General features: G+C 73.0%; 11 protein-coding genes and 1 pseudogene. 8 read left to right on the top strand and 4 right to left on the bottom strand.

Going from position 1 to position 11,273, the window contains the following annotated elements; translation table 11 throughout:
- A pseudogene (locus AB0C38_RS44685) lies at positions 1 to 103 on the bottom strand (sugar ABC transporter permease); the annotation flags it as partial.
- A 75-nt stretch (positions 104 to 178) separates the two neighbouring features.
- Between AB0C38_RS44685 and AB0C38_RS44680 the strand changes: the two are divergent.
- Together AB0C38_RS44680 and AB0C38_RS44675 are read left to right on the top strand one after the other, a co-directional pair.
- The gene (locus AB0C38_RS44680) at positions 179 to 1,543 is read left to right on the top strand and encodes a PAS domain-containing sensor histidine kinase (RefSeq protein ID WP_360685994.1); all 1,365 of its coding nucleotides are present in this window, start codon (positions 179 to 181) and stop codon (positions 1,541 to 1,543) included.
- Positions 1,540 to 1,917 (top strand): response regulator transcription factor, encoded by a 378-nt coding sequence (locus AB0C38_RS44675; RefSeq protein ID WP_360685991.1) that lies wholly within the window; start codon positions 1,540 to 1,542, stop codon positions 1,915 to 1,917. Before AB0C38_RS44680 ends, AB0C38_RS44675 begins: the two co-directional genes overlap by 4 nt.
- Before the next feature lie 4 nt (positions 1,918 to 1,921).
- Here the strand turns inward: AB0C38_RS44675 and AB0C38_RS44670 are convergent, their stop codons facing one another.
- Positions 1,922 to 2,311, bottom strand: coding sequence for an STAS domain-containing protein (locus AB0C38_RS44670; RefSeq protein WP_360685989.1), 390 nt, complete (start codon positions 2,309 to 2,311; stop codon positions 1,922 to 1,924).
- Here AB0C38_RS44670 and AB0C38_RS44665 point away from each other — a divergent pair.
- The 3 genes from AB0C38_RS44665 to AB0C38_RS44655 all read left to right on the top strand — a co-directional run bounded on the left by AB0C38_RS44665 (position 2,246) and on the right by AB0C38_RS44655 (position 5,703).
- Complete coding sequence (locus tag AB0C38_RS44665) at positions 2,246 to 2,656, top strand: DUF4326 domain-containing protein (protein WP_360685986.1); 411 nt, start codon at positions 2,246 to 2,248, stop codon at positions 2,654 to 2,656. The genes AB0C38_RS44670 and AB0C38_RS44665 overlap by 66 nt on opposite strands.
- Positions 2,657 to 2,786: 130 nt before the next feature.
- Positions 2,787 to 5,279, top strand: a complete 2,493-nt coding sequence (locus AB0C38_RS44660) for a hypothetical protein (RefSeq protein ID WP_360685983.1) — start codon at positions 2,787 to 2,789, stop codon at positions 5,277 to 5,279.
- Positions 5,280 to 5,289: 10 nt separating this feature from the next.
- A complete protein-coding gene (locus AB0C38_RS44655) occupies positions 5,290 to 5,703 on the top strand; it encodes a hypothetical protein (protein ID WP_360685980.1) in 414 nt (137 codons plus the stop codon).
- Here the strand turns inward: AB0C38_RS44655 and AB0C38_RS44650 are convergent.
- The gene (locus AB0C38_RS44650) at positions 5,700 to 7,145 is read right to left on the bottom strand and encodes a phenylacetate--CoA ligase family protein (protein ID WP_360685977.1); all 1,446 of its coding nucleotides are present in this window, start codon (positions 7,143 to 7,145) and stop codon (positions 5,700 to 5,702) included. The two genes, AB0C38_RS44655 and AB0C38_RS44650, sit on opposite strands and share 4 nt — an antisense overlap.
- Before the next feature lie 28 nt (positions 7,146 to 7,173).
- Here AB0C38_RS44650 and AB0C38_RS44645 point away from each other — a divergent pair, with 28 nt between their 5' ends.
- The 3 genes from AB0C38_RS44645 (at position 7,174) to AB0C38_RS44635 (ending at position 9,589) form a co-directional block, all read left to right on the top strand.
- Positions 7,174 to 7,662, top strand: coding sequence for a MarR family transcriptional regulator (locus tag AB0C38_RS44645; protein ID WP_360685974.1), 489 nt, complete (start codon positions 7,174 to 7,176; stop codon positions 7,660 to 7,662).
- A gap of 231 nt (positions 7,663 to 7,893) precedes the next feature.
- Positions 7,894 to 9,186 carry a hypothetical protein gene (locus AB0C38_RS44640; RefSeq protein ID WP_360685971.1) on the top strand — a complete coding sequence of 431 codons (1,293 nt, stop codon included), beginning with the start codon at positions 7,894 to 7,896 and terminating at the stop codon, positions 9,184 to 9,186.
- 97 nt (positions 9,187 to 9,283) lie between these two features.
- On the top strand, positions 9,284 to 9,589 hold the full coding sequence (locus AB0C38_RS44635) for a DUF1883 domain-containing protein (protein WP_360685968.1): 306 nt from the start codon (positions 9,284 to 9,286) through the stop codon (positions 9,587 to 9,589).
- On the opposite strand, the gene AB0C38_RS44630 is transcribed toward AB0C38_RS44635, so the two are convergent.
- The gene (locus AB0C38_RS44630; RefSeq protein WP_360685965.1) at positions 9,558 to 11,156 is read right to left on the bottom strand and encodes an amidohydrolase; all 1,599 of its coding nucleotides are present in this window, start codon (positions 11,154 to 11,156) and stop codon (positions 9,558 to 9,560) included. The genes AB0C38_RS44635 and AB0C38_RS44630 overlap by 32 nt on opposite strands.
- Positions 11,157 to 11,273 lie beyond the last annotated feature (117 nt).

Genomic DNA, 11,273 nt, shown 5'->3' with positions numbered 1-11,273 from the left:
CGACTCCGATCGCCGAGCCGAGGCTGTACTCCTGCCCGGCGAAAGCCTGTTGGTACGCGTAGACGTTGAGGACCAGGTTGCGCCCGGCGACGCCACCGCCGTTGGGCGCCGCCGGGCCCGCGGGCGCGACGAGCCGTTCCGGCTGCTGGTGCAGAGCGTGCAGGACTACGGGATCTTCATGCTGGACGAAGACGGGTACATCTCGAGCTGGAACGCCGGTGCGGAACGGATCAAGGGCTGGTCGGCGGAGGAGATCATCGGTCAGCACTTTTCGGTGTTCTACCCGCTGGAGGACGTGGCGGCGGGCAAGCCGGCGCGGGAGCTGGAGATCGCGGCCGAAGAGGGCCGGTTGGAGGACGAGGGCTGGCGGGTCCGCAAGGACGGTTCGCGGTTCTGGGCGAACGTCGTGATCACGGCGTTGTTCGGCGAATCCCGCCGGCTCCGGGGCTTCGGGAAGGTCACCCGCGACATGACGGAACGCCGCGACGCCGAGGAAGCGTTGCGCGCCAGCGAAGAGCGGTTCCGGCTCCTGGTGCAGAACGTCCAGGACTACGGGATCTTCACCCTGGACCAGGGCGGGTACATCTCGAGCTGGAACGCCGGGGCCGAGCGCATCAAGGGGTGGTCGGCGGACGAGATCATCGGTCAGCACTTTTCGGTGTTCTACCCGCTGGAGGACGTGGCGGCGGGCAAGCCCGTGCGGGAGCTGGAGATCGCCGTCGAAGAGGGGCGTCTGGAGGACGAGGGCTGGCGGGTCCGCAAGGACGGTTCGCGGTTCTGGGCGAACGTCGTGATCACGGCGTTGTTCGACGAGCGGCGCCGGCTCCGGGGCTTCGGGAAGGTCACCCGCGACATGACCGAGCGCCGCAACGCCGAGCAGGCCCTGCGCGAACGCCGCCGGCTCGTCGGCCACCTCGTCGACGCGCAGGAGGTCGAACGGCGCCGGATCGCCTGGGACGTCCACGACGAGTCCATCCAGTCCATGGTCGCCGTCGGCATGCGCCTGCAGCTGCTCGCCGCCCGGCTGGAGGAGCCGCACGCGAGCACCGTCGCCGGGCTCGACGAGTCGGTGCGGGCAGCCATCGGCAGGCTGCGGGGCCTGGTGTCCCGGCTGCGGCCGCCGGAGCTCGACCGGCAAGGCCTGGTGGAGGCCGTCTCCGGCTACGTCGACGAGGTCACGGGCCGGTGGGGGCTGGCGCACTCGCTGCGGGACGAGCTCACCGCCGAGCCGTCGCCGGCCGCCGCGATCACCGTGTACCGGATCTGCCAGGAGGCGCTTTCCAACGTCCACAAGCACGCCCGCGCCACCCGGGTCGACCTCAGTCTGTCCACTGTGGACAACGGGACGTTCGTGCGGATCGCCGACGACGGCGTCGGCACGGCGGGGGACGAGGCCGGCGCGGGCCACTTCGGCCTGGTCGAGATGCACGAACGGGCCGACGCGGCGAACGGCTGGCTGTCGGTGACGAGTGCGCCCGGGCGCGGCACGGCCGTCGAGTTCTGGCTGCCGATGCTGCCCGACGCGGCGGGGCTCGAACCGTGACCGAGGTGCGGGTGCTGATCTCCGACGACGACGAGATGATCCGCGCCGTCCTCAAGGAGGTGCTCGACGAGGAGCCCGACATCGCCGTCGTCGCGGTCGCCGGCGACGCCGACGAGGCGATCCGGCTCGCCGAGCACCACCGGCCCGCGGTCGCGGTCCTCGACGTCCGGATGCCGGGCGGCGGCGGGGCCCGGGCGGCCCGCGAGATCGCCCGGTGCAGCCCGGACACCGCGATCCTGGCCTTCTCGGCCTACGCCGACCGGGCCTCGATGGCCGGGCTCGCCGCGGCCGGCGTCACCGAGTACCTGGTGAAGGGCGTGCCGAACGCGAAGATCGTCGAGGCCGTCCGGCGGCTGGGGCGGCCGCCGTCGTGAGCGGTCAGCCGACCGGCCGGGGGCTCATCACGCCGTAGAAGTCCATCGGCAGCAACATGAACAGCCGTTTCACGGCGCGCGACCCGCCGGGGTCCACCGTCAGGCGCGCCCCGGCGGAGTCGGCGAGGAGCTGGGCGCGCAGCATCGAGTTCAGCCCGGCGACGGAGAAGAACGTGACCCCGGAGAGGTCGATGACGACTTCCCCGACCGCGCCGCGGATGCGTGAGCGCAGGACTTCGTCGAGCCTGCGCGCGGTGCTCAGATCGACTTCGCCGGTCACCCGGACGAGGACGGTGCGTGGGGTGGGGCGCGACACGCGCAGGAACATGTGCCCGCCAGCGTCGATCCGGCCGGGCGTGAGTTCGTGGTCGGCCGAGCGAGGTTCCGGAACCATCGCGGGCACACCCTTTCGTCGGGCAGCGGGGGCCGGGCCGCGGAGGTCGGAAGATGCCGGTCGAGGCAGCCTGCCGGCCTGGGCGCGGAACGTGCGGCAGCGGCTGTCGGCTCAACCGTGAACCCCCAGCATAGTGCATATGCACTAGGTCGACCACCGGGTGTTCCCCGGGCTCACCGGGCGGTCGCGCCCCGGGCCGCCCGGCTGGGCGGCGAGGGAGGAGCGCGCACGCCCACCACCGTCGCGCTCCTGCCAGACCTGCGGGGAAAGCGGCTCGGGTGCTGGTGCGTCCCGCAGCTGTGCCACGCCCGGGTGATCGCCGAGCTCGCGGATCACGGGCCGTAACGAATCACACCCCCTCCGCGAGTAACCTGGCGACACGAGGGGGTGATCGACGGTGCCCGGGCGACGTCACGGCGGCTTCGATCAGGCTGAACTTCCGGCGGCTCACCGGATCAGGTGGTGGCTCGCGGCGGTGACGGCCGGGCTCGTCGCGGCCGGCTTCGCCGTCGTGCCGTACCTGCCGTTCTTCCAGGGCTGGACGTTCGTCCGCGACCCGAAGGTCGCGAGCGTCATCACCTGGACCGTGCTGCAGACGTCCGTGGTGATCATCTCCGCGGTGCTGACGCTGTACTTCGTCGGCCGGGCCCGGCTGGAAGCCGCCGCCTTCCGGGCCAACCAGATCGACATCCGCCTCTTCGCCGACGAGCGCCCGGAAGGCAGCCACGACCGCGAGATCGACTCCGCCGTCGAGCTGACCGCCGCGTTCAAGCGGATCCTCAACGAGTCCCGGCTCTACACGCCGACCCCGGTGCCGGGGGCGGGGAGCTCCTACGACTTCATCCAGATCGTCGAGCACGCCGGCGATTCCGCGGAAGGCTGGTGGAAGGCCGCCACCAAACTGGTCCGGCTCGCCCAGCCGCCCGCCGCGTTCACGGTGACCGGCACCGTCCGGCCGGGCAACGCGACCGGCCGCTACCAGCTGATCCTGGAGCTCGTCCGCGTCCCGCGGTTCGCGGCCAGCCCGCTGGTGATCGAGGACGAGAACTGGCCGCGCGTGCTGCACCGCGCGGCGAACGCCGTGGCCGCGCTCGTCATCCCGCGCAGCGCGTACGTCCGCACCAACATCCACTGGGCCGCCTGGCGGGGCGCGAAGATCCCGTACGAGCTGTTCGACGCCTACCAGCGCGCCAACCACTTCATCATCCACCGCCGCTACGACGAAGCCCTCGCCGAGTACTACCGCGCGGTGAGCCTCGACCCGTCGAACGTCTACATCAGACTCGAGATCGCCGCCCTGCAGGAGCAGCTCGACCTGCACCTCGACGCGCTCGCCACGTACGACGACGTGATCACCTTGTGCAGCCGGGGCCACCCGAAGCTGGCGCGCTGGTGGATCGGCCCGGACTTCGCGCGCCAGCCCCGCCACGCGGGCCGCGGGCGCGCCGTCGCGTTGCTGATCGCCCGCTACCGGCACGCGCTCGTCCTCGGCCACGGTGACTCCGTGGCCGGCTCCTGGTGGGTGCGGCGCACGACGGCGGGCGCGCCCGGTGACGCGCGGGCGCTGCGCCGCGCGGAGCTGCGAGTGGCGCTGGAGCTGCGTTTCCGCCGTTACGTCGAGCTCGACGTGCGGGTGCGGCCGTATGCGATCCCGCCGGAGAAGCGGCTCGAGCTGCACCGGCGCGTGCTGCGGGTCCCGGCCGACGAAATCGTCGTCCAGGAGGCGACGCCGGCGCAGCTGGCCGAGTACAACCAGCGGGCCGCCGAGATGCGCTCGTACTTGGGCGCCCTGTCGCAGTACGAGATCGAACGGCTCATCGCGGACTACCGCCGGTTCTGGCGGCGCTGGCGTGGCACCTGGCACCAGCTGACGAACCGCGCGCTCGACCTGTCCCTGGTCTGGACGGTGGTGCGGCGCGCGATGGCCGACGTCGAGCCGGTGACCGGCGCGGTCCCGGCGCCCGCGGTCGCGTACCCGGGCAGCCGGATCCGGCTGGCCGACGTCTGCCCGGACCGGCGCTGGCCGCCGGACCCGCGGGCGCTCGACGACACCGTCGAAGCCGCGGGCTCCCGCAAGTCGTGGGAGGAGTGCTACAACGCGGCGAGCGTGTACGCCGTCGCGATGCTCGAAGTCGGCCCGCGCGGCGAACGCGACCTGCGCGACCGCGCCCGCAACCCGCGTCTCGTCGGTGAAGCGCGCGACGAAGTGGCCCGCCGCGCGGTCCGCGAGCTGTACCACGCCGCGACGATCAGCCACAGCGGCCGGCTGCCCGAGCGCCGGTCGTGGGTGATGGGGGAGGACCCCGACCTCGTCGCGCTGCGCGGCCACGAGCTGTTCCGGGTCTTCGAGATGGTCACGTTCTCCCCGGACCGCGCCGCGCCGCTGCGGCCGCAGCGCGCCCACGTCTGGGAACAGGTCAGCTACGTCCGGCAGCTCGTCGGGGAGATCGCCGGCTGCCGCGCGCACTTCTGGCGCGCCCGGGTCCTCGACACCGGGCCGGCCCCGGACGGCCGGACGCTCGACCGCTGGCGTTCGGCCGACCGCGACGCCTGGCGCAAGCTGGCCGAGCTCGCGACCGGCAAGCAGGACTGGTACACGCGCTACCAGGCGATCTGCGCGTTCCGCGCGTGGTCGGCCGACTCGGGCTACCCGGGGTCGATCACGGGATTCCCGCTGTACTGCGAGGAACGCCTGCACGCCCAGCTGCGCGGCGCCGCCGGGCGGCGCGTGAAGACCGGCCTGGACGTGAACATCGTGGTCCGGGAGTACGTCCGCCAGTGCGACCAGCGGCTGGACCGGCTGGCCGCCGACATCGCGGAGCTCGAGCATCCCTTGGTGGCGGAAGAGGATTTCGGCGCTCGTGCGGAGCTGTGGGCCGCGCTGTGCTCGTGGTTCGACGACGACATCGCGGACGGCTCGTCCGCCGACGAACGGCGCGAGCGGTTCCGCAAGCTGGTCCGGGCCTAGCCTGATCCCCGTGCGAACGAGGCTGCGGCGGCTGCGCGCCGGCGACCGGGACTACTCCTGGCGAGCGACGATCGGCTCCGTGCCGGGCGACGGCGCCGATCTCCACCGGTGCGTGCGGGTGCGAGTCTGGGGCGCGGGCAAGAACAGCTGCGCGCTGGAGGCCGACCTGCTCTCGAAGGCGACGAGCGTGGGGTGGACCCCGGCCGCGACCGACGGTTCCTACCCGGCGTCCGGCGACATCCGGCGGCTGGTCGAGCACGCGCTGGCGCTCGGGTGGGACCCCGACGCGCGCGGGGGGACGTTCCGGCTGGCCGAAGAGCACGCGCCGGAGCTCCCGGGCTTCCTGATCACCGGCCGCGTGCGCGACCCGGCCGCGCCGGACCCGACCGAGCGCGTCCTCCGCGCCTCCGAGCGGCGGACCTAGGACTGCCGCGTGTAGCGGTGCTTCACCCCGACCGGGAAGTACTCGGGATCGCCGGCCGGGCGCGGGACGACGTCGGGCAGCTGCCGCTCGGCCGGGACGTAGTGCGCGAACTCGCTGTTGAGCCGTCGCAGCTGGTCGCGCACGGCCGCCGCGATCCCGGCGGCGTCGGCCGTCGCGCCCGGCGCCGTCTCGACCGTGATCCGCAGCCGGCGGTCGCGGTCGGCGTCCTCCACCGACTCGATGACGAACTTGCCCGTCACCGTTTCGCTGATGCCGGGCTGCTCCAGGCCGACCGTGACGTTCTCCGGGTAGACGTTCGCGCCGAAGAACGACACCGTGAACAGCGACCGGCCGAACACGTACACGAACGGCAGCTCCGGCCCGGGCGGCGGCGTGAAGCCGTGGCGGGCGCAGAAGTCCAGCAGCCCGGCGTGCGGCAGGAGCCCGCCGTCGTCGGCGATGTGGTAGCGGATCAACGGGATGCCGCCGTCGCCGGTGAAGACGAGCGTGCCCTCGTGCTCCTCGAAGAAGCGGCTCGCCGGGTCGTACTGCACGAGCGTCGGGAGGCGTGCGTCGCCGAAGACCTCGCGGGCCAGGTCCGGGTGGCCGGCGAGGAATCGGCGGATGCCCGCCGACAGCGGGGTTTCGGTGCCGAGGACGCCCGCGTCGGCCGTGCCGTACAGCGACGCGATGTCCCGGACCGGGTCGGCGACCCCGGCGCGCCGACCCACCAGCTCGCGCCACTGCTCGCTGAAGACTTCGCCCGCCAGCACGAGCTTGATCGCGTACGCCGGCCAGTCGACGCCTTCGGCGAGGCCGGTGTCGACGACGTCCTTGACGAACGGCGGGTAGCCCAGCAGCACCACCTGCTCGAAGTGCGGCGCGAGCTCGGGGAGCACGCGCAGGATCTCCGCTTTGTTGTTGCCCGGCGCCACGACGGTGATCGGGCAGCCCTTGGCCGCGAGGTGGCGCACGCACGCCGTGGTGAACAGGCCGCCCACCCAGGTGCCGAGCGGGAAGCAGACGACGGCGAGGGTGCTGCGCCGGTCGGCCTCGAAGGCGTCCACCAGGACCGTTTCGAACCGGCGGGCGACGTGCAGCTCGTCTTCGAGCGCGCGCGGCCAGATCGTCGGCCGGCCGCTGGAGCCGGACGAGACGGCGATCATGTCGTTGCCCGCGAACGTGCCGCCACGGCACAGCTCGGGCAGCGGGTACTTCCGGTGATAGCCGGCTTTGTCGAGCAGCGGCAGCTTGCGGAAGTCCGCCATGGTGGTGACGGCGCCGGCGTCGATCCCGTGCTCCCGCAGGAACTTCCGGTACGCGGGCACGGTTTCCGCGGTCCGGCGGAAGAGGTCCAGGACGAGCGTCTCGGACGGCGGTTCCGGTGGGCCGAAGAAGGTGTCGAACGCCTGCCGCACGCGCGTCTGCCGACCGAGGTCCATGATCGGAGCATAGTCGCGGGCGCGTGTCATGATGAGCGGCGTGAGCACCTCCGCGGAGCAGCAGCCGGCCGGCTCGCCGCTGACTCTCTACCTGGTCAAGCGGCTCGAGCTGGTGATCAGGGCGCTGCTCGACGACGCGCTGCGGCCGCTCGGGCTCACGACGCTGCAGTACACCGCGCTGACGGTGCTCGAAGCCAGCGGCGCGCTGTCGTCGGCGCAGCTGGCGCGGCGGTCGTTCCTGCGCCCGCAGACCATGCACGAGATGGTACTGACGCTGGAGAAGCGCGGGCTGATCGCGCGGACCCCCAAGCCGGACAACCGCCGCGTGCTGCTGGCCGGCCTCACCGAAACCGGGCACCGGCTGCTGGCGGACTGCGCGCCGGCCGTCGCGGAGGTGGAGGACGCGCTGCTCGCCGACCTGAGCCCGGGCCGGCGCGCGACGTTCCGCGAGGGGCTCAAGCACGGCGTCCTCGCTCTGGGTGCGCTGTCCGAGCATCGGCGTTCACCGGAAGCCTGATTTCGGCGCGGCGGCGGCTGGGGGATCGGCCTCGGCCAAGTGGCGGCGTGACTCAGGTTCGCTGACACCAAAGAACTAGGCCGGTCGAGTGGTAGCGACCGGCGGCAGGTAGCGCGCGTGTGGGGCCGGGCGTTGGAGGGTACGTCACAGATCTACTTCTCGCATTCCGGAGGTTCGCCGACCGTGACCAGGGCTCGCGACGAGGGTGGCGCGACGAGCGCCGCCCGGCGAGTGCTGATCTCGGCCGGCGCGGTGGCGGGTTTCTGGTTGGTGGCCTGGTTCCTGTCAGGCGACGCCCAGGCGGCGACCCGCGAGGTGAACCCGATCACCGACCCGGTGGTCGGCGTCGTCGGAGGCCAGTCGCCGGGTGGGGCGGCGAGCCAGGCGCCGAAGAGTGCGGCTCGCTCCGGGGTGGTGGCTGGTGAGCCGGTTTCGCCGGTGGGAGAGCCGGTTTCGCGGGCGGTGCGATCCGCCGCGCCGGCGGTTGAGCCGAAATCGCGCGTAGTGCGATTCACCCCTCCCGCCGTTGAACCCGTGGTACGCGCCGCTGCGCCGGTCGTCGAGCCGGTGTCGAAGGCGGTACAGGGTGCCGAGCCCATGGTTGAGCGGGTGGTGCGATCCGTGGCCCAGTCCGTGTCGCACGTGGTGCGTTCCGCTGTGCCCGTCGTCGATCCGGTGCCGCAGGCGGTTGGTTCCGCTACCCCGCCCGTCGAGCCGGTGTCGGACCTGGTGCGTGGGGCCGCGCCGGTGGTCGAGCCGGTCTCGGACGTGGTGCGATCCGCGGCACCTGCGCTCGAGCCGATCTCGCAAGCGGTGCGCACCGTCGCCTCGCCGGTGTCGGATGTCGTGCGGGCCACCGTTCCGGTTGTCGAGCCCGTTGCGGGAGCCGTTGCCCCGATAGCCGGGCCGCTCTCGCGGGTCGTGCGCGCTGCCGCGCCGGTGGCCGAGCCGGTCTCGCAGGTGGTGCGGGCCGTCCTGCCCGTCGTCGAGCCCGTGGTGCGTACCGTCGGATCGCTCTCTGACGTCGTGCGGGCGATCGAGCCCGTGCCTCGCGTGGTGCAAACTGTCCTCGAGCCCGTGGTCCAGCCGATCGTCGCGCCGGCGGACGAAGACGTCGCCCCGCCGGACCGCGAGACCGAACCGGTCGTCCGCACCCCGGCCCGCCAGGCGAAAGTCGCGCAACCGCACCAGGAAGCCACCCCGAGCGCACTCCACGGCACCGCGCGGATGACCGCACGAGACCTGACCTACGACCGGCCGAGCCCGAGTGCCGCCGAGCCCGTCGCCGCCCAGCCGCGGACCACGCACCACTCCGCCGCGTCGCAGCCGGTCCGCGCCCCGGGGAACGCCCCGGCACCGCGGTCGCCCGCTCCGGCCGACGCCGCCTGCGGGACCGCCTCCACCATCCCGCCGGCCTTCCTCACCCCCGGCCTCGGGTCCCACGCCACCCAGTCGGTCAGGTGGCCGCACGGGGAGTTCGTCCCGCTCTGGCGGGCCTGCGAACCCGGCACCGGCCCCGGCTGACCCCGCCCCGATCTTCCTCCCGTCGCGGTTCCGCGGCGCGATCCGCGCTGCCCGCGACACCGCACTGATCGGCAATCCACGCGTCAAGAGGGGCGAAATGGAAGCGACTGTGTTCGATCTCGGAAAGCTGCGAAGAGACGCGGTGGTCACCATCCGGCTGGAGGCGATGGCCAACGTCAGGCTGCTGACGGAAGTCAACCTCCAGGCCTACCGGCGCCGGCAGTACTACCGGATGCACGGCGGGGTGGCCACCGCACCGATGTTCAAGATCCACATCCCGGCCAACGCGCACTGGTTCCTGGTGCTCGACGTCGAGGGGCTGGACAACCTGCCCCTGCGCCCGCGGGTGAGCGTCGAGCCGGAGCCGGCCGTCATGGCTCGTGGACGCACCGACCCCCGGTGAACGTCATCGCGACCTTCGCGGCCCCGATCTCACGGTCGGGGCCCGCGAAGGGGTCGCGGTCGAGCACCACGAGGTCGGCGCGGTGGCCGGGCCGGATCTCGCCCGTGTCGTCGAGGTGGTTCACGTGGGCGGAGCCCTGCGTGTACGCGGCGATCGCCGCGGCGAGGCCGATCCGCTGCTCCGGCAGGAACGCGGGGACGTCCTCGCCGTAGGGGATCCGGTTCACCGCCACGTGGATGCCCTGCAGCGGGTCGGGGCTGCTCATCGGCCAGTCGCTGCCGGCGGCCAGGGTGGCCCCGGCCCGCAGCAGGGCGCCGAACGGGTACTGCCACGACGCCCGTTCGTCGCCGAGGAAGGGGATGGTCAGCTCGTCCATCTGCGGCTCGTGCACGGCCCACAGCGGCTGGATCGTCGCGGTCGCGCCGAGCTGCCGGAACCGCGGGACGTCGTCGGGGTGCACCACCTGCAGGTGTGCGAGGTGGTGCCGGTGGTCCGTCACGCCGTTCGCGGCGCGGGCGGCTTCGACGGCGTCGAGCGCGTCCCGCACCGCGCGGTCGCCGAGCGCGTGGAAGTGCACCTGGAAGCCGTGCGCGTCGAGGAGCGTCACGTGCTCGCGCAGCGCCACCGGGTCGACGAAGCTCAGTCCACTGTGGCCGGTGCGCAGGTAGGGGCCGAGCAGCGCCGCGGTGTGGTTCTCGGCGACGCCGTCCAGCATGATCTTGACGGTGCCGGCGCGGAAACCGCTGCCGCGCAACGACTCCCGGCGCTCCATCAGGTCCGGCAGCTGCTCGGCGCCGCGGGTGCGGTCCCACCAGAGCGCGCCCGTCACGCGGGCGGTCAGCAGGCCGCGTTCGGCCGCGGTGGCGTACGCGCTCGACGGGTCGGGCATGCCGCCGTACTCGCCGAGCAGCGGGTCCTGCCAGGCGGTGACGCCCAGCGAATGCAGCAGCCGCTGCGCCCGCAGCAGCCCGGCCAGCTTGTCGACCTCGGTGACCGGCGGCAGCAACCGGGTGACGAGGTCCATCGCGCCTTCCTGCAGGACGCCGGTGGCGCCCTCGGCGTCGCGCTCGATGCGGCCGTCGGGCGGGTCGGGCGTGCTCGCGGTGATCCCGGCGCGGGCGAGCGCGGCGCTGTTCAGCCAGGCGCCGTGGTGGTCGCGGTTGACCAGGACGACCGGTCTTTCCCGGACGACGGCGTCGAGCAGCCGCCGGTGGGGGAGACCGCCCGCGAAGGTGTCCATCGACCAGCCGCTGCCGGTGAGCCACTCGAGCCGGGGGTTCGCCCTGGCGTACGCGGAGACGGCGTCGAGACAGCTCACGATGGTGCCGGCGCCGGTGAGGTCGCAGCGGCCGAGCTCGATCCCGCCGCCGACGGCGTGCACGTGCGCGTCCTGGAAGCCGGGCAGCAGCAGGCGGCCGCCGAGGTCGACGACCTCGGTGCGCGGGCCGATCAGCGGTCCCGGATCGTCGCCGGTGGCGATGACCCGATCGCCGCGGACGGCCGCGAACCCGGCCCGGCCGCCGGGGGTGAGCACGGGGCCGCGGGTGAAGACGAGGTCGGCGTGCATGGCACCGATCCTCCCGCATCGGCGGGCGTGAGTCGGCCGCGTCGCGGACGTTTCGGGCTGTCTCGAAGAAGTCAGCCAGGACTTCCGGCGCCGTGAATGACGCATTCAAGACATCCC

Source organism: Amycolatopsis sp. NPDC048633, assembly GCF_040650695.1.
Taxonomy (GTDB): Bacteria; Actinomycetota; Actinomycetes; order Mycobacteriales; family Pseudonocardiaceae; genus Amycolatopsis.
Note: the sequence above shows the minus strand (reverse complement) of the source record. Positions and strands in the feature narration are given on the sequence as shown.

Excerpts from the sequence above, each read along its gene's own strand:
- AB0C38_RS44680 (WP_360685994.1), top strand. The coding sequence starts at position 179 with ATGCTGGACGAAGACGGGTACATCTCGAGCTGGAACGCCGGTGCGGAA.
- AB0C38_RS44650 (WP_360685977.1), bottom strand. The coding sequence starts at position 7,145 with ATGGACCTCGGTCGGCAGACGCGCGTGCGGCAGGCGTTCGACACCTTC.
- AB0C38_RS44635 (WP_360685968.1), top strand. The coding sequence starts at position 9,284 with ATGGAAGCGACTGTGTTCGATCTCGGAAAGCTGCGAAGAGACGCGGTG.
- AB0C38_RS44630 (WP_360685965.1), bottom strand. The coding sequence starts at position 11,156 with ATGCACGCCGACCTCGTCTTCACCCGCGGCCCCGTGCTCACCCCCGGC.
- AB0C38_RS44645 (WP_360685974.1), top strand. The coding sequence starts at position 7,174 with ATGATGAGCGGCGTGAGCACCTCCGCGGAGCAGCAGCCGGCCGGCTCG.
- AB0C38_RS44670 (WP_360685989.1), bottom strand. The coding sequence starts at position 2,311 with ATGGTTCCGGAACCTCGCTCGGCCGACCACGAACTCACGCCCGGCCGG.